The organism is Diaphorobacter oryzae DSM 22780 (assembly GCF_059568935.1).
Window position 1 is genome coordinate 83,331 of the sequence record NZ_JCANUL010000003.1, and the last position, 18,993, is coordinate 102,323.

An 18,993-nucleotide genomic window follows, 5' to 3' on the forward strand; every position below is an offset into this window, starting at 1 on the left:
TCAGAGTTCGTAGAAGTTGCGGATGATGCCCCAGGCCTGCGCCGGGTCGTCGGTGTAGTGGAAGAGCTTGAGGTCGTCCTGCGAGATCGTGCCTTGCTCCACCAGGGCCTCGAAGTTGATGAGCCGCTTCCAGAACGCGGAGCCGAACAGCACGATGGGCACGGGCTTGGCCTTGCCGGTCTGCACCAGCGTCAGCACCTCGAACAGCTCGTCCAGCGTGCCGAAGCCGCCGGGGAACAGCACCAGTGCCTTGGCGCGCATCATGAAGTGCATCTTGCGCAGCGCGAAGTAGTGGAACTTGAACGACAGCGTGGGCGAGATGTAGCGGTTGCCGCTTTGCTCGTGCGGCAGCGAGATGTTCAGGCCCACGTTGAGCGCGCCGGTGTCGTGCGCGCCGCGGTTGGCGGCCTCCATGATGCCGGGGCCGCCGCCCGTGCAGATGTACATGCGCTCGGCCGGCGGGCGGCTTTCGCTGTACGTAGCCACATGGTGTGCGAACTGGCGGGCCTGCTGGTAGTAGTAGGCGTTCTTCACGGCGCGCTCGGCGCGCGCGATGCGCTCGGCATCGCCGCTGGCCTGGGCGTCGGCGAGCTGCTGGGCGGCATCCTCGGGGGATACGAAACGCGCGCTGCCGTACACCACCACGGTGTGCTCGATGCCCTGCGCCGCCTGGCTCAGGTCGGGCTTGAGCAGCTCCAGTTGGAAGCGGATGCCGCGGGTCTCGCGGCGCAGCATGAATTCGGGGTCGGCGAAGGCGAGGCGGTAGGAGTCGGCGTGCAGCGGGTTGCCGGCCACGGCGTAGTTGTGCAGCTCGGCCCAGGCGTTGGCCAGGCGGCTGTCTTGGAGGTCGGTATTGGCTTGCATGGTTCTTGGTAGGGAAGGGAGGGCTGGTCGGCCAGGGGCCGCCATCGGTACCGCGGGTGGATGAACGGAATTTTAATCAAATGGGCTTTTGGTGCTTGTGGGTCAAGCGCTTTAAGCTATGTAATTAATAGCATAAGTGCGCCGCTCTAGGCTCCTGTGCGGGCGCCGGCCCACAGCAGGGGCAGGCTGTGCAAGCCGGCCCAGGTCATGCACAGCGAGCCCGCCACATGCAGGGCGCACAGGCCCAGGGCCTGCGCCAGGCGCTGCTGCTGCAGCAGCCCGACTACCTCTGCGGAGAAAGTGGAGAAGGTGGTCAGCGCGCCCAGAAAACCGGTGATGAGCAGGGCGCGCCACAGGGGGTCGAGCTGCGGCAGGGCCTGGAACAGCGCCAGGCACAGGCCGATGAGATAGCCGCCGATGAGATTGGCCGCCAGCGTGCCCCAGGGCAGCAGCGTGCCCTGGGCGTTGAGCCACAGGCCGAGCCGCCAGCGCGCGAGCGCGCCGAAGCTGGCACCGATGCAGATGGCAAGGACGTTGAGCATCGGGGCATTGTAGAAAGGCCGCGCGGCGCGCCTGGCCGGTGCCGGCGCGGCGCGGGGGCGTCAGCGTGCCGTCATCTGCTGCGGCAGCCAGGTGACGATGGCCGGGAACAGGTAGATCAGCGTCACCGCGCCGCACATCAGCAGGAACATGGGCAGCGCCACCCGGGCAATCCAGGGCAACTGCTTGCCCGTCATGCCCTGCAGCACGAACAGGTTGAAGCCGACCGGCGGCGTGATCTGCGCCATCTCCACAACGATCACGACGAAGATGCCGAACCAGATGGGGTCGATGCCCGCGGCATTCACCGTGGGCATGAGCACGCCCATGGTCAGCACCACCATGGAGATGCCGTCCAGGAAGCAGCCCAGGACGATGTAGAACACGCCCAGCGCCACGATGAGCTGGGCCTGCGTCAGTCCCAGCGACGAGATCCACTGCGCCAGGTGCCGCGGCAGGCCGATGTAGCCCATGGCCAGCGTGAGGAAGGCGGCGCCCGCGAGGATCAGCGCGATCATGCAGTACAGCCGCGTGGCGCCCATGAGGGCGTCGCGGAAACTGGCCCGAGTGAGCGAGCCCTGCGCCGCGGAGAGCATCAGCGCGCCCACCACGCCCACGGCCGCGGCCTCGGTGGCCGTGGCCAGCCCGGTGTAGATGGAGCCCAGCACCGCGGCGATCAGCAGCACGACGGGGATCAGCGCGCGCGATTCGTGCAGCTTCTGGCGCAGGCTCATGCGGCGGTCGGCAGCCGGCACCTGATCCGGGTGGCGCAGCGCCCAGAGCATGATGTAGCCCGAAAACAGCGCCGCCAGCAGCACGCCCGGCAGCACGCCGGCGATGAAGAGCTTGGAGATCGACACCTCGGCCGTGACGCCGTAGACGATCATGATGATGGAGGGCGGGATCAGCAGGCCCAGCGTGCTCGCGCCGGCCAGCGTGCCGACGACCATCTTCTCGGGATAGCCGCGCCGCGTGAGTTCGGGCAGCGTCATCTTGCCGATGGTGGCGCAGGTGGCTGCGCTGGAGCCCGAGACCGCCGCGAAGATCGTGCAGCCCACCACGTTGGTGTGCAGCAGCCGCCCCGGCAGCCCCTGCACCCAGGGCGCCAGGCCCCTGAACATGTCCTGCGACAGCCGCGTGCGAAACAGGATCTCACCCATCCAGATGAACAGCGGCAGGGCGGTGAGCGTCCAGCTCGATGCCGAGCCCCAGATGGTCACGGCCATGGCATCGCCCGCGGGGCGCGAGGAGAACAGCTGCATGCCGATCCAGGCCACGCCCGAGAGCGTGAGCCCGATCCACACGCCGCTGCCCAGGATCAGGAACAGCGACAGGATCAGCAGGCCGGTGATGGCGAGGTCACTCATGGGCGCTTTCGCGGTGCGTTGTTGGTGTCTTCATTCGTTGCGCAGGGCCTCGCCCGCAAGCAGCGAGGTGCGGCGGCCCAGGAGCTCCAGCACCAGCTCGTCCAGGCAGGCGACCGCCATCACCAAAGCGCCCAGGCCCATGGACAGCTGGGGCAGCCACAGGGGCGTGGCGTCGCTGCCGGTGGAGATGTCGTTGAACGCATGCGACTGCCAGGCCAGCCGCACGCTGTAGTAGGCGAACAGCAGGGCCAGCAGCGTGCCCAGGGACAGAGCGAACAGCTCCAGCGCCTTGTGCGGGCGCCCCTTGAGGGCGCTCAGCACCAGCGTCACGCGGATGTGCTCACCGCGCTTGAGCGTGTGCGCCAGCGCCAGGAAGCCGGCGGCCGCCATGAGGTAGCCGGCGTAGGCGTCGATGCCCGCCACGTGGAAGTGCAGCTGCCGGCTCACGATGGACAGCAGCACCGCGCCCAGCAGAGCGACCATGCACAGCGCCGCCAGCGCGGCGGCACCGTCGTAGACGAAGTTCAACAGGCGTCGCATGGCGGCTTTCGTGGCGGCGGCTGCTTACTTGCGGTAGGCGTCGATCAGGGCCTTGCCGTCGGGGCCGGCCTTGTCCAGCCATTCCTTGAGCATGGTGTCGCCCACCTTGGCCATGTCGGCCTTGAGCGCGCTGCTGGGCGGCAGCACCTGCATGCCCTCGGCCTTGAGCTTGGCCAATGTTTCCTCGTTCACGCGCTTGCTGGCGGCCCAGCCGCGGGTCTCGGCGTCGGCCGCGGCCTTGAGCAGCACGTCCTGGGTGGACTTGTCGAGCGCGTCGAAGGCCTTCTTGTTCATGATGAGGGCGTTCTTGGGCAGCCAGGCCTGGGTGTCGTAGTAGTACTTGAGCTGCTCGTAGAGCTTGCTGTCCACGCCTGTCGCGCCCGAGGTCATGGTGGACTCGACCACGCCCGTGGCCAGCGCCTGCGAGAACTCGGCCGCCTGCACCGTCACCGGCTGGGCGCCCACCAGCTCGGCGATGCGCGCGGTGGCCGGGCTGTAGGCGCGCCACTTGATGCCCTTGAGGTCTGCCGCGCTGTTGACGGGCTTCTTGGTGAAGATGCCCTGCGGCGGCCAGGCCACGGCGTACAGCAGCACCATGCCCTGCTCGGCCAGCTTCTTCTCGAGGAAGGGCTTTTGCGCCTTGTACAGCCGCATCGACGCGTCATAGCTGTCGGCCAGGAACGGCAGGCCGTCCACGCCGAAGATCTGCCATTCGTTCTGGAAGTTGGCGAGCAGGATCTCGCCCAGCTGCGCCTGCGCACCCTGCACGGCGCGCTTGATCTCGGGGGCCTTGAACAGCGCGGCGTTGGCGTGCAGCGTGATCTTGAGCTTGCCGCCAGAGGCCGTGTCCACTTCGTTGACGAACTGCGCCAGGTTTCCGGTGTGGAAGTTGGTGGCCGGGTAGGCGGCAGCCAGGTCCCATTTGGTCTGGGCGTATAGTGCCGGCGCGCACAGGCCGGAGGCAAATGCCAATGCAACGGCGGCAAGGTTTCTACGCTTCATCTCGGGTCTCCGCAGTGGGTGGTGAAGAAGGATTGGGCCGCTTGACTGTAGCGGCGTCCGGGTGCCTGCCGCCTAGGTGATTCACCTGAATGTCGATAAATTACCGGCAAATCATCGGGCTGCTGCCCACAATCAATCGGCATGCACATCCCGTGCCAGTGCCATGCACAACGAGGGGAACGACCATATGAACGCCTCTGCCAAGGCCGCATCCAGGACGCCAGTCCAGGCAAAGGGCAAGTCCGCGCATGCGCCCATCGTGTCGTCGGCGCATCTGGTGTCGGACAGCAGCGCGGAGATGAGCGAGTTCGAGTTCGGCCTCATCGTCGCGGGCAATGCGTTTCACCGCTGGGTGGTGCACTGCATGGCGGCGGCGGGCCTGCGGGACCTCACACCGCTTGACGTGGTGGTGCTGCACCACGTGACGCACCGCGCGCGTGACAAGCGGCTGGCCGACATCTGCTTCATCATGAACGTGGAAGACACGCACATCGTGAACTACTCGCTCAAGAAGCTGCAGGCCCTGGGCGTGGTGGCATCGAGCAAGAACGGCAAGGACGTGACCTACGCGGCCACCGAGGAGGGCCGCGCGCATGTGCAGCGCTACCGCGAGATCCGCGAGAGCTGCCTGATCGACGCCCTCAATGCCGACGATGGACTGAACCGCGACATCGGCGAACTGGCACGCTTGCTGCGCGTGCTCTCGGGCATGTACGACCAGGCGGCGCGCGCCGCTGCATCGATGTAGCGGCGCCTCACCCCATGATCCGCTGCCAGGCCTGCACGGCCGCCAGCGTGGTGTGCATCTGCACCGTGTGCGCGAAGCGGAAGGCGTCGCCGCTCACGGTTTCGTCCGGGAACTCCGTGATCAGCGTCACCGGCGCGTCGCGCGTCGTTTGCGACTGCATGCAGGGCATGCCGTGGAGCACCTCGAAGGGAAGCGGCCCGGCGTGGCGCTCGTAGAGCGCGCGCTGGCGGGCGTTGAATTCGCCCAGGCCGGGCACCTGCTCCAGGTCCGCGCACACGGCCTCCAGCAGCGCGCGGGCCGGCTGCTGCCAGCCGGCGTGGTAGCGCAGGATCAGGAAGAAGCCCTTGGGCAGCATCCAGTCGGCAAAGCCGCGCGGCACGTAGCCCGAGAGCGGCCGCGTCCATTCATGGGCGGGGTAGCCGTGCAGGTTCACATGCAGCTGCGCGCCCGACAGGGCCAGCGCGGCCTGGCGCGCCTCGCGCTCCAGCAGTGGTGCGCTCTCGCGGTATTCCACGTCGTCGCCCAGTGCCGTGTAGCGCGCGGCGTGGTGCATGTGGCCGGGGTGGTGCGCGCACAGTTCGCGGTGCAGGGCGTAGCCGTCGGGGTTTTCCAGCGCGATCAGCGCAAAGTGCGCCCCGGGCTGCGCCTGCAGCACCTGCGCGGCGCGCAGCGCGCCGACGATGCCCGAGGTCTCGTTGGCATGCTGGCCGGCGCTGATGAACACGGGGTGCTGCGTGCCGCTGTGGTACTGCCCCCACACGGTGCGGCCCTGGCGCGATGGGGCGGTGAAGCGCTGGGCCGGCCATGCGTGCATGGTCTGCAGGATGCGATCGGGTGGCGGCGCGGTGTCCAGCGCCTCCAGGGGTTGCTGGGCCGTGGCATGGTGCCAGTCGCGCGCGGCCCGCGTGTCCTGGCCGGCCGCATCGAAGGGCTGCAGGCTGACCCGCACGCGCGGGGCGGCGGCGCCGGTGCGCACGTCGGGCACGATCTGGCCGGGCTGCAGCCGGCGGTCGCCCGCGGGCCGGCCGCTGTGCTGCTGGAAGAACTCCAGCAGCGAGAAATACAGGTCTTCGTGCAGCGCCTCCGCGGTGCTGATGGTTTCGTCCGCCCAGGCGATGGCCTGCTCGAAGCCCGGCAGGTCGATGCGCAGGTGCAGCCGCTCGAAGTACGGTTCGCGCTGCGGCCAGGCATGGCCGTGCACGGCCTGCACCGCCTGTGCGAAGGCCTGCTCGAAATCGGTGCAGACGGCGGTGTCGAGCAGGTCGGCGGCACCCGCCTGGCTGCCGGCGCGCAGCCAGCCCGTGGGCGACAGCATGGCGGAGCCCGTGGCGTCGGTGTGGGTGCGGTTGGGAGCCCGCACGCGCTGCTCCACGCGCCGGCCATCGCGTAGCTGCAGCTCCACCTCGTAGTGGGGCTGGGCATCGGCGCGGGGCTCCAGGCGCAGGGCCTCGGGCGCCAGCAGCGCCGCCAGCGGATAGGCCTCCAGCGCAAAGCGCTGCGCGGGCCCGGTGGCCGGCACCGGGTAGCGGATGTGGACCGCCGCGAGCTCGGCACGGTCCACGTTGTCGATGAAATGCTGCGCCAGCGGTTTGTAGGCGCTGTGAAAGCGCGCATGCACCCCCGCTTCGGCCAGTTGCCGCTCGGCCGCCCGGCGTTCCGCCAGGCCCTCGAACAGCCAGCCCTCGACATGGCGCCCACGCCATTGCGGTTGTGAAAAGCGGTTGACCCAGGCATGGAGCGTGCGTTCCAGCGTCAGGTCGAGCAGGGAAGCTTCTGTGCCGGCTGTGGAGTGCGTCATGGGCGCGGAGGGGGCTGGTGAATGTCCTGTAGGGATCAGCATGACTTGCCTATAAATTATCGGTAAATTGTGGGCTCTTTATCTGCAATGCTTGCAACCGCCACGCGGGAAGGAATTCGGGCATGACAAGAAAACTCTGGCAGTTCTGGGTGGACCGGGGCGGCACATTCACGGACATCGTAGGCCGACGCCCCGACGGGAGCCTGGTCACGCACAAGCTGTTGTCCGAGAACCCCGAACAGTACCGCGATGCGGCCGTGGCCGGCATACGCCATCTGCTCGGGCTGCAGCCGGGCGAGCCCGTGACGCCCGCGCAGGTGGAATGCGTGAAGATGGGCACCACGGTGGCCACCAATGCGCTGCTGGAACGCAAGGGCGAGCCCACGCTGCTGGTGACGACCCGGGGCTTCCGGGATGCGCTGCGCATCGCCTACCAGAATCGCCCGCGTATCTTCGATCGCCACATCGAGTTGCCGGAGCTGCTCTACAGCCGCGTGATCGAGGCGCAGGAGCGCATGGGCGCGTGCGGCGAGGTCATAGCGCCGCTGGACGAGGCGCATCTCAAGGAGCGCCTGTGGGCCGCCTACGACGCCGGCCTGCGCAGCGTGGCCATCGTGTTCATGCATGGCTACCGCTACGCCGCCCATGAGGAGGCCGCGGCCCGGCTGGCGCGCGAGGCCGGGTTCACGCAGGTCAGCACCTCGCACGGCACCAGCCCGCTCATGAAGTTCGTGAGCCGCGGCGACACCACGGTGGTCGATGCCTATCTCTCGCCCATCCTGCGCCGCTACGTGGAGCAGGTGGAGTCCGAGATGCCCGGTGTGCCGCTGTACTTCATGCAGTCGTCCGGCGGGTTGACCGATGCACACCGTTTCCAGGGCAAGGACGCCATCCTCTCCGGTCCCGCGGGCGGCATCGTGGGCATGGCCCGCACGGCGCAGCTGGCGTTCGGTGCGGAGGCCGGGCCGGTGCACGTGATCGGCTTTGACATGGGCGGCACCTCCACCGACGTGAGCCACTTCGCGGGCGAGTTCGAGCGCGAGTTCGAGACCCAGGTGGCTGGCGTGCGCATGCGCGCGCCCATGATGAGCATCCACACCGTGGCCGCGGGCGGCGGCTCCATCCTGGGGTTCGACGGCGCGCGCTTTCGCGTGGGGCCGCAGAGCGCTGGCGCCAACCCGGGGCCGGCCAGCTACCGCCGCGGCGGCCCGCTGGCCGTGACCGATGCCAACGTGATGGTGGGCAAGATCCAGCCGGCCTACTTCCCGCGGGTGTTCGGCCATGGCGCCGACGAGCCGCTCGACGCGGCCGTGGTGCGCGAGCGCTTCGCGGAGCTGGCGGGCCAGACAGGACGCTGCGCGGAGGACGTGGCGCACGGGTTCATCCAGATTGCCGTGCAGCAGATGGCCAATGCCATCAAGAAGATCTCGGTGGCGCGCGGCTATGACGTCACGCGTTACACGCTGCAGTGTTTTGGCGGAGCTGGCGGGCAGCACGCCTGCCTGGTGGCCGATGCGCTGGGCATGGAGCAGGTGCTGGTGCACCCGCTGGCGGGCGTGCTGTCGGCCTATGGCATGGGGCTGGCGGACCAGAACGTGATGCGCGAGAAGGCCGTGGAGGCGCGCCTGACGGCCGAGGCGCTGCCGGCGATCGCCGCCACGCTCGATACCCTGGCCGAGGCGGCGCAGGCCGAAATGGCCCAGGAGCGCCTGTCGGAGGGCGCGGTCGAGGTGCGCCGCCGCGTGCATGTGCGCTACGAGGGGACGGATTCGGCCCTGGTCGTGCCCTTCGGGACGCTGGAGACCATCGTCGCCGGGTTCGAGGCCGCCTACCGCCAGCGTTTCGCCTTCCTCATGCAGGGCAAGGCGCTGATCGTGGAGGCGGTGTCGGTGGAGGCCGTGGTGGCAGGCGATGCGCCCGCGGAGCGTTCGCAGCCCCTGCAGCCGCCGCGCGAGGCGCCGCGGCGCGAAACGGCGCCCATCTTCACGGTGGGGGTGGATGGCCGACCCGCGTGGCATGACGCGGCACTCGTGGTGCGCGAGGACCTGCGCCCGGGCGACAGCCTGGACGGCCCGGCCATCATTGCCGAGAAGAACGCCACCACGGTGGTCGAGCCCGGCTGGCGGGCACGGCTCACGGAGCTGGACCATCTGGTGCTGCAGCGGCATGTGCCGCGCGCCGCGCGCCATGCGGTGGGCACCACGGTGGACCCGGTGCTGTTGGAGGTGTTCAACAACCTGTTCATGAACATCGCCGAGCAGATGGGCCTGCAGCTGCAGAACACGGCGTATTCGGTGAACATCAAGGAGCGGCTGGACTTCAGTTGCGCGCTGTTCGACGCCGAAGGGCAGCTCATCGCCAACGCGCCGCACATGCCCGTGCATCTGGGCAGCATGGGCGAGAGCATCCGCACGGTGATCGCGCGCAACCGCTGCAGCATGCGGCGCGGCGATGTCTTCGTGCTCAACGACCCCTACCACGGCGGCACGCACCTGCCGGACATCACGGTGATCACGCCGGTCTACATCGGCGACGGCCACGATGAGGCGGCCGAGCCCACGTTCTACGTGGGCAGCCGCGGCCACCACGCGGACGTGGGCGGCACCACGCCGGGCTCGATGCCGCCGTTCTCCACGCGCATCGAGGAAGAGGGCGTGCAGATCGACAACGTGAAGCTGGTCGATGCCGGCGTGCTGCGCGAGGCCGAGATCATCGCTCTGCTGGAGAGCGGCGAATACCCCAGCCGCAACCCGCAGCAGAACCTGGCCGACCTGAAGGCGCAGATCGCCGCCAACGAAAAGGGCGTGCAGGAGCTGCGCCGCATGGTGGAGCATTTCGGCCTGGCCGTGGTGCAGGCCTACATGCAGCATGTGCAGGACAACGCCGAGGAGTCCGTGCGCCGCGCCATCACGCGCCTGGCCGCGCGCCTGCACGATGGCCGCTTCACCCTGCCGCTGGACAACGGCGCACAGATCACCGTGGCCGTGCGCATCGACGCGGCGGCGCGCAGCGCGGTGATCGACTTCAGCGGCACCAGCGCGCAGCAGCACAACAACTTCAACGCCCCCACGGCGGTGTGCATGGCGGCGGTGCTGTACGTGTTCCGCTCGCTGGTGGAGGACGACATCCCGCTCAACGCCGGTTGCCTCAAACCCCTGCAGGTCATCATCCCGCCGGGCTCCATGCTCAACCCGAACCCGCCGGCCTCGGTGGTGGCAGGCAACGTGGAAACCTCCACCTGCATCACCAATGCGCTGCTGGGGGCGCTGGGCGTGGCGGCGGCCAGCCAGTGCACGATGAACAACTTCACCTTCGGCAATGCGCGCTACCAGTACTACGAGACCATCTCGGGCGGCAGCGGCGCGGGCGGTGACTTCGACGACACGGGCGCGCTCGTGGGCGGCTTCGACGGCACGAGCGTGGTGCAGACCCACATGACCAATTCGCGCCTGACCGATCCGGAGGTGCTGGAGTTCCGCTTCCCCGTGCGGCTGGAGAGCTATGCCGTGCGGGCCGGCTCGGGCGGCACGGGGCGCTGGAAGGGCGGCAACGGCGGCGTGCGGCGCATTCGCTTCCTGGAGCCCATGACCGCCAGCATCCTTTCCAACGGCCGCGTGCATGGCGCGTTCGGCATGGCGGGCGGCCAGGCGGGCATGCCGGGCGTGAACCGCGTGGTGCGTGCCGACGGGCGGGTGGAGCCGCTGGAGCACATCGGCCAGGCGCAGATGGCGGAGGGCGATGTGTTCGAGATCCACACGCCGGGCGGCGGTGGTTTCGGCGCGTCCTGAAGGGTTTTTTGAGTCAAATTGGCGGCTAGCGCTTATCCAGTAAGCGCTGGCGGCTATGCTTTTGATATCAGGAGTCGCGCTCGTTGCCGTCCGTGACGCGGCTCAGGCTGGGCGGCACCTTCTCCCCCGAGCGGCGCGCGCGAAACAGCGCGGCACGCATCAGGAAGATGTTGGTGACGGGCACGGTGATGGCCACGAACAGCGCGATCAGCAGCGCGTGCAGCGCCAGGCCGTCGCCCACCACCGAGAAGTACACCAGCGTGCCGTGCATGATGCACCAGCAGCCCATGGTGGCGATGATGGAGGGCGCGTGTACGCGCTCGAAGTAGCTCTTGAGGCGCAGCAGCCCGAGCGAGCCCATGAACGCGATGGCGGCGCCGCACAGCACGACCAGCGAGATGGCGATGTCCAGCCACAGGGGCAGTGCCTGCCCGGTCATTCGATCACCTCCCCGCGCAGCAGGAACTTGGCCATGGCCGTGGAGCTGGCGAAGCCCAGCAGAGCGATGAGCATCGCCACCTCGAAGTAGTTGGCGCTGCCGTAGTAGATGCCCAGCACCAGCATGAACAGCATGCCGTTCAGGTACATGCAGTCCAGCGCCAGCACGCGGTCCTGCGCCGCGGGGCCCTTGAGCATGCGCACCAGGCACAGCACCATGGCGGCGGCCAGCAGCAGCAGGGCCACGGGCAGGGCCCAGGAAAGAACGGGACTGGTCATTCGAAAATCTCCATCAAGGGACGCTCGTAGCGCGTTTTGACGTGGTTGACGATGGCCTGCGCATCGTCAACCTCCAGCACATGCAGCATCAGCATGGAGCGGTCCAGCGACAGCTCGGCCCAGGCCGTGCCGGGCGTGATGCACACGATCATGGCCAGAACGGCCAGCCCGTTGGGGTCGCGCAGCTCCAGCGGAATCTTCACGAAGTCGGGCGGATGGCGGCGCTGCGATGGCAGCAGCAGAAAGCGCAGCACGGCGATGTTGGACGCCGTCGTGTCCACCATGACGGTGAAGCACAGCCGCAGCACCGTGCCGAAATGGCGCACGCGCACCCTCTGGGGGCGCAGCTCGCGGAACATCACCGGCAGGCCCAGCGCCAGGATCAGGGCCAGGATCACATGGCCGGCGCTCACCGAATGGTTGAGCAGCAGCCACATCACGAACAGGCCGAGCGAGATCAGCGGCGCGGGAAAGAGCTTCTTCATCATGGCGCGGCCTCCTCGCCTGCGGGCTGGCCGGCTTCGGTGTCGGCCGCCGGGCTGGGGCGGGGTGCGGCGGACATCACGGCCTGCACATAGGTGCCGGGCGCGTGCAGGGCATTGGCCGTGGCCTCGGTGAAGCGCATCACGCCGTCGGCTTGCAGCGTCAGGGCCACGCAGGAGCCCAGCAGCGCGGCGACGGGCAGGCCCTCCAGCACGCGCAGCTTTGGCGTGGGCCGGTCATGGCTGGCCCAGAAATGGCGGATGCCCGAGCGCGTGAGCGCCATCAGGGCCAGCAGGCCGGTGCCGATCATGAGCGCCAGCAGCGTCCACCCCGGCAGGCCCGGCTGCGTGCCAGCCGAAGAGCCCAGGCCCAGCGGATTGATCAGGGCCGTGAGCATGGCGAACTTGCCGATGAAGCCCGACAGCGGCGGCAGGCCGGCGATGACCAGCGTGCACATCAGGTAGCCCAGGCCCAGGAAGGCGGCGGCGGCCGGGATCACGCGGCCCACCAGCACCTCTTCATCGTCGTCCAGGTTCAGGCCCGTGGAGGGGACGAGCTCGGCGGTCAGGAAGGGAGCGTCGTCGTCCCGCTCGTACGGCGCCAGCGTGGCGCCGTCGTTGCGCCAGCGGTCGATCAGGTCGGCCAGCAGGAACAGGGCGCTCACCGCCAGCGTGGAGCTGGGCAGGTAGTACAGCAGGCCGGCCGTGAGCGCGTTCTGCCCGAAGCCCGCGGCCGCCAGCAGCGTGCCCGAGGACAGCACGGCCGCATGGCCCGCCAGGTGGGTGAGCCGCTGCGAACCCATCATGCCGATGGCGCCAAAGGCCATGGTGAGCATGCCGCCGCCGATGAGCCACAGGCTGCCGAACAGGGACGAGGGGCCGGCCTCGCTGCTGAACATCAGCGTCCACAGGCGCAGCAGGGTGTAGATGCCCACCTTGGTCATCAGCGCGAACAGGGCGCCCACCGGCGCCGTGGCCGCGCTGTAGGCCGGCACCAGCCAGAAGTTCAGCGGCCACACGGCGGCCTTGATGAGGAAGGCCGTCGCCAAGATGGCGGCCGCCGCGTGCAGCAGCCCGCGGTCGGCGGCCGACACCTGCGGAATGGCCCGCGCCAGGTCCGCCATGTTGAGCGTGCCCGTGATGCCGTAGAGCATGGAGGCGCCGATCAGGAACAGCGAGGAGGCCGCCAGGTTGATGGCGATGTAGTGCAGGCCGGACTGGACGCGCGTGCGCCCCGAGCCATGCAGCAGCAGGCCGTAGGAGGCCGCGAGCATGATCTCGAAGAACACGAACAGGTTGAACAGGTCGGCTGTGAGGAAGGCGCCGGCCAGGCCCATGAGCTGGAACTGGAACAGCGACTGGTAGTGCACGCCGGCCCGGTGCCAGCGCGCGCTGGCGAACAGCACGGAGCACAGGGCGATGACGCTGGTCAGCAGCAGCATCATGGCCGAGAGGCGGTCCAGCACCAGCACGATGCCGAAGGGCGCCGGCCAGTTGCCCGGCAGGTACACCCCCATGGTGGCAGGGGCGCCCGAATGGTGGGTCCACTGCAGCAGCGCCACGGCAATGACCAGGCCCAGCAGCGTGGAGGCAACGCTCAGCCCGAGCTTGAGGCCCTGCTGCTCCTCGCGCAGCAGCAGCAGCAAAGCTGCGGTGAGCAGGGGCAGCCCGATGGGCGCCAGCATCAGGTGGGGCATGAGCGCGGAGGTGAGATCGGCCAGATGGCTCATGGCATCTCCTGCGTCTCACGCGAATGCGCGCCGTCCACATGGTCGGTGCCGGACATGCCGCGCGAGGCCAGCAGCACGACCAGGAACAGGGCCGTCATGGCAAAGCCGATCACGATGGCCGTGAGCACCAGGGCCTGGGGCATGGGGTCGGCGTAATGCTGCAGGTCCTGTGGCACGCCGGGCACGAGCACGGGCTCCTTGTTCACCGCCAGGCCCAGTCGGCCCATGCTGAAGATGAACAGGTTCACCGCATAGGACAGCAGCGACAGGCCCATGATGACCTGGAAGGTGCGCGGGCGCAGCAGCAGCCAGACGCCGGAGCCGGTGAGCACGCCGATGGAGATGGCCAGCACGATTTCCATCAGAGAGCTCCTTGTGGCGTGGTGGTGGCCGGCGGGGTGGCGGCGTCTGCCAGCTCCGCCGCCTGGGCTTGTTGTTCTTCTTCCATGAGGCGGGCGTGGTAGCGGTGGCCGCGCACCGACTGGTGGGCGATCGCCGTGAGAATGAGCAGGGTGGAACCCACGACCAGCGAGAACACGCCCATGTCGAAGAACATGGCGCTGGCGACGTGGATGTCGCCGATCACCGGCAGATGCAGATGGGCCGTGTGGCTGGTGAGGAAGGGGTAGCCCAGCGCTACAGCGCCCACGCCCGTGCCCAGGGCCAGCAGCAGGCCGGCGGCAATCCAGCGGCGCGGGAACAGGGGTAAGTGCGCCTCCACCCAGGAGGTGCCCGAGACGATGTACTGCAGCACCAGTCCCACCGAGAACACCAGCCCGGCCACGAAGCCCCCGCCCGGCTGGTTGTGGCCGCGCATGAACAGGTAGAACGACACCAGCGCCGTGAACGGCAGCAGCAGGCGCACCAGCACGGCAGGCACCATCAGGTAGCCGATGGCCGTGTCGGTGGCGTTGCGCGGGTTCAGCAGGTCGGTCTGCAGGTCGGCGGGCAGGTAGCGCTGCTGCTCCGGCAGGTCCATGGTCTCGCGCGCGGGCCGGAAGCGCCGCAGCAGTGCATAGACCGTGATGGCAACGATGCCCAGCACGACGATCTCTCCGAAGGTGTCGAAGCCGCGGAAGTCCACCAGCATGACGTTGACCACGTTGGTGCCGCCGCCCTCGGTCTGCGCGCGTTCGAGGAAGAAGGTGGAGGTGCTCTGCGCGAAGGGGCGGCTCATCATGGCGAAGGCCAGCCAGGCCATGCCACCGCCGGCGGCCATGGCAAGTGCCAGGTCACGCAGGCGGCGCGCACGCGCCAGCGTGGCGCTGGCACCGGAGGCGGGCAGGCTCTCGTCGCGCTTGGGCAGCCAGCGCAGGCCCAGCAGGATGAGAATGGTGGTGACCAGTTCCACCGCGATTTGCGTGAGCGCGAGGTCGGGCGCGGAGAACCACAGGAAGGTGACGCTGGTGCACAGCCCCGCGCCGCCCATGAGCGTGAGCGCTGCCAGCCGGTGGTACTTGGCCTGCCAGGCCGCGGCCATCGCGCAGACGATGCCCAGCATCCAGATCATCACGAAGGCGGGCGACAGCGGCAGCGTGCCCCGGTCGCCCAGCTGCAGGCCCCGCGTCCACAGCGGCATGGCGCCCGCGACCAGGGTGAAGAGCACCAGCCACAGCATCTGCCACTGCAGGCGCCGGGTGGACAGCAGGCGCCGGCCGCGGCGGCCCCATTGCGTGAGCAGGGTGAGTGCCGCCTCGAAGATGCGGCGCCCGCTGATGCGGTGCATCAGCGGCGGCGCATCGATCCGCCCCCGGCTGCGCTGCCAGCGCAGTACCTGGTACAGCGCGGCGCCGCCCGCCAGGGCCACGAGGCTCATGATGAGCGGGGTGTTGATGCCATGCCACACCGCCAGGCTGAAGGCCGGCAGTTCGCCCCCGACCACGGGCAGCGCGGCTGCGTTGAGGTATTGCCCCACGGACCAGGCGGGCAGGACGCCCACCAGCAAGCAGGCGCAGACCAGCAACTCGACTGGCACGCGCATCCAGTGCGGCGGCTCGTGCGGCTCATGCGGCAGATCGGTTGCAGGGGCCCCCCAGAACACGTCGACCACGAAGCGCAGCGAGTACGCCACGCTGAACATGCCGGCCACGGTGGCTGCAATCGGCAGGGCCGTGGCCACGAAGGGCGTGGTGTCGATGAACACGGTCTCGGCAAAGAACATTTCCTTGGACAGGAAGCCGTTGAGCAGCGGCACGCCCGCCATGGCCGCGCTGGCCACGGTGGCCAGCGTGGCCGTGACCGGCATCATGGTGCGCAGGCCGGAAAGCCGCCGTATGTCGCGCGTGCCGCTTTCGTGGTCCACGATGCCCGCGGCCATGAACAGCGAGGCCTTGAAGGTCGCGTGGTTCATGATGTGGAACACGGCCGCCACGGCCGCCAGCGGGCTGTTCAGGCCCAGCAGCAGCGTGATCAGGCCCAGGTGCGAGATCGTGGAATAGGCCAGCAGCCCCTTCAGGTCGTTCTGGAACATGGCCGCATAGCCGCCGATCAGCAGCGTGAGCACGCCCGCGCCGCCCACCAGCCAGAACCAGGGCTCGGTGCCGCCCATCACGGGCCACAGGCGTGCCAGCAGGAAGACTCCGGCCTTGACCATGGTGGCCGAGTGCAGGTAGGCAGACACCGGCGTGGGCGCCGCCATGGCATTGGGCAGCCAGAACTGGAACGGGAACTGCGCGCTCTTGGTGAAGGCCCCCAGCAGCACCAGCACCAGGGCCGTGAGGTACAAGGGGTGGTCGCGTACCAGCTCGGCCGCGCCCAGCACATGCTCCAGGTCGTAGCTGCCCACGATGTGGCCGATGACCAGCATGCCGGCCAGCAGGCACAGGCCGCCGGTGCCGGTCACGGTGAGTGCCATGCGCGCGCCCCGGCGCGCATCCTCGCGGTGGTGCCAGTAGCCGATGAGCAGGAAGGAGAACAGGCTGGTCAGCTCCCAGAAGAACACCAGCTGGATGATGTTGCCCGACAGCACCACGCCGGCCATTGCGCCCATGAAGGCCAGGAAGAACGAGAAGAAGCGCGGCACGGGATCGGCCGGCGACATGTAATAGCGCGCGTACAGCACCACCAGCGAGCCGATGCCGAACACCAGCATGCTGAACATCCAGGCAAAGCCATCCATGCGGATGACCAGGTTCATGCCCAGGGCCGGCAGCCAGGTGAGTTCCTGTCGCAGCACCCCGCCGTCGGCGATCTCCGGAAAGTACAGCGCCGTTTGCACCGTGCAAAACAACGCGATCAGGCCCGCCAGCGTGGATTCGGTGTTGCGCGCGTTGGCCGGCAGCACGGCCGCCACCAGGCTTCCGACGAAGGGGAGGATGATGAGGAGAATCAGGGACATGAGCGTCTGATTCTAGGGGCAAGCCGTTCGCGGGCTGCTATGAAAACCCGAGCAAACTCCGGCCATTGGCTCAGTGCCTGAGGCCAAATGGAGTGAAGAATTCGGCGAGGGCAGGCCACGGCGCCTGCCGTGGCCGGGCGGCCGTGCTCAGCGCGACGGTGCGGCGGCGGGCAGGGGAGCGGCAGTGCCCGGTGGCGCATAGCCGGCTCCATTCACCGTCAGTCCGTCGGCCGACAGCCTGCCGGCCGCGGCGGGGCCGATGCCCTTCACGCGGGAGATCAGGTCGCGCCAGTCCTGGAACGGCCCCTTGGCGCGCTCGGCGAGTATGCGGGCGGACAGCGCCGGGCCGATGCCCTTGATGCCGTCCAGATCGGCCTCGCTGGCGCGATTGACGTCAACGGCGGCCAGCGCTGTGGTGGCATGGAGCAGGGCGGTCAGGCAGATGGCCCGCCAGAGCGGGGCTTTCGTCGGGCGCATGGCTCCTCCTTGTCCTGTGTGCGGTGGGCCATTGTGTACCGCCGGGCGCTGCGCAGGGCGCGGCCCGCGCCGGTTACAGCTCCTCGACGCGCCGTGCGGGGTAGCTGTCCCAGGTCTGGCAGCCGGGGCATTGCCAGAAATGCTGGCGCGCCTCGAAGCCGCAGGCCGCGCAGCGGTAGCGCGTGAGCGGTTTGGCGGCGTGTTCGAGGGCGCGCTGTATCTGGGGGTGGAACTGCTCATGGGCCAGCCGCTCGCCGGACAGCCATTTGGTGGCCGCCACGAGCGAGGGCTCCTTTTCCAGGTGGCGCACGTACCAGGCGTGCCCGGGGGCGTCGGGCCGGCCCGACGCAGCATCCAGCGCCACGACCGCTTCGAGCAGGTCGAGCGAGGGCATGTCCTGGTAGTGCCGTTGCAGCAGTGCCTGGGCCTGCTCCTCGTGTCCGGTGGCGACGGCGGTCTCCACAAGCAGCGGTGCCGCCAGGGGCAGGGCCGCGGGCGCGGTCTCGGCCAGGGCCCGCAGCGTGGCCAGGGCCGCATCGGCCTGGCCCATGCGCTGCTGCAGGCGGGCCAGCTCGATGCGCGCGCGCGGCGCCTGGGGCGCGGTGGCGATGGCCCGCTCCAGCAGCGCCTGGGCCGCGGGCAGTTCGCCGTGGGCGGCCTGGGCCAGCGCCTGTTCGCACAGGTAGTGGGCCTGGCGGGTGCTGAAGTCCCCCTGCTGCGCGTCCTGCATGCGCAGCGCGATCTCGGTGGCCTGGGGCCAGTCGCGCGAGCGCTCGTAGATGGCCAGCAGGGCCATGCGCGCCTGGGCCTCGAAGGGGCTGCCTTCCAGGCGGCGCAGTGCGTCCTCGGCGCGGTCGAGCAGGCCGGCCTTCAGGAAGTCCAGGGCCAGTGCATGCTGGGCACGTTCGCGGTCGGCGCGGCTCAGGTCGCCGCGCGAGAGCAGGTGCTCGTGCACGCGCACGGCGCGGTTGTATTCCCCCCGGCGGCGAAACAGGTTGCCCAGGGCAAAGTGCAGCTCGGTGGTGTCGGGGTCGTTCTGCACGGCCTCGATGAAGGCGTCGATGGCTTGGTCCTGCTGTTCGTTGAGCAGGTAGTTCAACCCCTTGAAGTAGGCCTTGGGTGCGCGGCGGTTTTCCTCGCGCATCTGGCGCAGGTCAAAGCGCGAGGCCAGCCAGCCCAGCACGAAGGCCAGCGGCAGGCCGAGAAGAATCCAGCTGAGGTCAAATTCCATGGATGGGGGGCTGAGGCAGGGCAGGCTCCGCGGCGGCAGGTGGTGCCGCGGTGGCGGTGGCCGCAGGCTGCGCGGTGGCGGCCTGCGCGCGGCGCGCGGCGCTGCGGTGGTGCCACCAGCGCGGCACCATGCCCAGCGCGCCAACGACGACGCCCAGGGTGAAGGCGATGAGCACCACCAGCACGGCAGGCGCGGTCCACTGGGTGCCGAAGAAGAAGTGCACCGTGGCGTCTTGCTGGTTGTTCAGCGCGAAGGCAAAAAGGGTGAAAAAAATGGCTGCCTTGAGCAGCCACAGGAAGTATTTCATGCGTCTCCCCAGTGGTGCGCGAGATTCTACGGGCAGCGTCGCAACGTCGGCGCTGGCGCATGGCC

At 68.9% G+C, this 18,993-nt stretch carries 17 protein-coding genes; 2 read left to right on the forward strand and 15 right to left on the reverse strand.

The features are described from left to right. The 5 genes from BP68_RS06460 to BP68_RS06480 all read right to left on the reverse strand — a co-directional run bounded on the left by BP68_RS06460 (window position 1) and on the right by BP68_RS06480 (window position 4,313). Window positions 1-864 carry an LOG family protein gene (locus BP68_RS06460; RefSeq protein ID WP_496369835.1) on the reverse strand — a complete coding sequence of 288 codons (864 nt, stop codon included), beginning with the start codon at window positions 862-864 and terminating at the stop codon, window positions 1-3. A 146-nt stretch (window positions 865-1,010) separates the two neighbouring features. Beyond that, window positions 1,011-1,406 carry a fluoride efflux transporter CrcB gene (crcB, locus tag BP68_RS06465; RefSeq protein ID WP_496369837.1) on the reverse strand — a complete coding sequence of 132 codons (396 nt, stop codon included), beginning with the start codon at window positions 1,404-1,406 and terminating at the stop codon, window positions 1,011-1,013. Window positions 1,407-1,466: 60 nt separating this feature from the next. Further along, window positions 1,467-2,771: a TRAP transporter large permease gene (locus tag BP68_RS06470; RefSeq protein WP_496369839.1), complete on the reverse strand. Its 1,305-nt coding sequence runs from the start codon at window positions 2,769-2,771 to the stop codon at window positions 1,467-1,469. A 30-nt stretch (window positions 2,772-2,801) separates the two neighbouring features. Continuing rightward, window positions 2,802-3,311, reverse strand: a complete 510-nt coding sequence (locus BP68_RS06475; RefSeq protein ID WP_496369841.1) for a TRAP transporter small permease — start codon at window positions 3,309-3,311, stop codon at window positions 2,802-2,804. Window positions 3,312-3,335: 24 nt separating this feature from the next. Beyond that, a complete protein-coding gene (locus BP68_RS06480) occupies window positions 3,336-4,313 on the reverse strand; it encodes a TRAP transporter substrate-binding protein (protein WP_496369843.1) in 978 nt (325 codons plus the stop codon). A 187-nt stretch (window positions 4,314-4,500) separates the two neighbouring features. On the opposite strand from BP68_RS06480, the gene BP68_RS06485 reads away from it, so the two are divergent. Continuing rightward, a complete protein-coding gene (locus BP68_RS06485) occupies window positions 4,501-5,061 on the forward strand; it encodes a winged helix DNA-binding protein (protein WP_496369845.1) in 561 nt (186 codons plus the stop codon). A 7-nt stretch (window positions 5,062-5,068) separates the two neighbouring features. Here the strand turns inward: BP68_RS06485 and BP68_RS06490 are convergent, their stop codons facing one another. Further along, window positions 5,069-6,859, reverse strand: coding sequence for a M14 family metallopeptidase (locus tag BP68_RS06490; RefSeq protein ID WP_496369847.1), 1,791 nt, complete (start codon window positions 6,857-6,859; stop codon window positions 5,069-5,071). A gap of 122 nt (window positions 6,860-6,981) precedes the next feature. Here BP68_RS06490 and BP68_RS06495 point away from each other — a divergent pair, with 122 nt between their 5' ends. Beyond that, a complete protein-coding gene (locus tag BP68_RS06495) occupies window positions 6,982-10,647 on the forward strand; it encodes a hydantoinase B/oxoprolinase family protein (RefSeq protein WP_496369849.1) in 3,666 nt (1,221 codons plus the stop codon). A 67-nt stretch (window positions 10,648-10,714) separates the two neighbouring features. Here the strand turns inward: BP68_RS06495 and mnhG are convergent, their stop codons facing one another. The 9 genes from mnhG to BP68_RS06540 form a co-directional block, all read right to left on the reverse strand. Continuing rightward, the gene (gene mnhG, locus BP68_RS06500) at window positions 10,715-11,086 is read right to left on the reverse strand and encodes a monovalent cation/H(+) antiporter subunit G (RefSeq protein WP_496369851.1); all 372 of its coding nucleotides are present in this window, start codon (window positions 11,084-11,086) and stop codon (window positions 10,715-10,717) included. Further along, window positions 11,083-11,364 (reverse strand): K+/H+ antiporter subunit F, encoded by a 282-nt coding sequence (locus BP68_RS06505; protein WP_496369853.1) that lies wholly within the window; start codon window positions 11,362-11,364, stop codon window positions 11,083-11,085. Before BP68_RS06505 ends, mnhG begins: the two co-directional genes overlap by 4 nt. Then, complete coding sequence (locus BP68_RS06510; protein ID WP_496369855.1) at window positions 11,361-11,852, reverse strand: Na+/H+ antiporter subunit E; 492 nt, start codon at window positions 11,850-11,852, stop codon at window positions 11,361-11,363. The genes BP68_RS06505 and BP68_RS06510 overlap by 4 nt, the downstream gene beginning before the upstream one ends. Continuing rightward, entirely contained in the window at window positions 11,849-13,576 is a 1,728-nt protein-coding gene (locus BP68_RS06515) for a monovalent cation/H+ antiporter subunit D (protein WP_496369857.1), read from the reverse strand. Before BP68_RS06515 ends, BP68_RS06510 begins: the two co-directional genes overlap by 4 nt. Next, on the reverse strand, window positions 13,573-13,938 hold the full coding sequence (locus tag BP68_RS06520) for a Na+/H+ antiporter subunit C (RefSeq protein WP_496369859.1): 366 nt from the start codon (window positions 13,936-13,938) through the stop codon (window positions 13,573-13,575). The genes BP68_RS06515 and BP68_RS06520 overlap by 4 nt, the downstream gene beginning before the upstream one ends. After that, on the reverse strand, window positions 13,938-16,913 hold the full coding sequence (locus BP68_RS06525; protein ID WP_496369861.1) for a monovalent cation/H+ antiporter subunit A: 2,976 nt from the start codon (window positions 16,911-16,913) through the stop codon (window positions 13,938-13,940). The genes BP68_RS06520 and BP68_RS06525 overlap by 1 nt, the downstream gene beginning before the upstream one ends. Before the next feature lie 147 nt (window positions 16,914-17,060). Continuing rightward, window positions 17,061-17,390, reverse strand: a complete 330-nt coding sequence (locus BP68_RS06530; RefSeq protein ID WP_496369863.1) for a ComEA family DNA-binding protein — start codon at window positions 17,388-17,390, stop codon at window positions 17,061-17,063. 73 nt (window positions 17,391-17,463) lie between these two features. After that, window positions 17,464-18,621 (reverse strand): lipopolysaccharide assembly protein LapB, encoded by a 1,158-nt coding sequence (gene lapB / locus BP68_RS06535; protein WP_496369865.1) that lies wholly within the window; start codon window positions 18,619-18,621, stop codon window positions 17,464-17,466. Continuing rightward, complete coding sequence (locus BP68_RS06540) at window positions 18,611-18,928, reverse strand: LapA family protein (RefSeq protein WP_496369867.1); 318 nt, start codon at window positions 18,926-18,928, stop codon at window positions 18,611-18,613. The genes lapB and BP68_RS06540 overlap by 11 nt, the downstream gene beginning before the upstream one ends. Window positions 18,929-18,993: the final 65 nt, after the last annotated feature.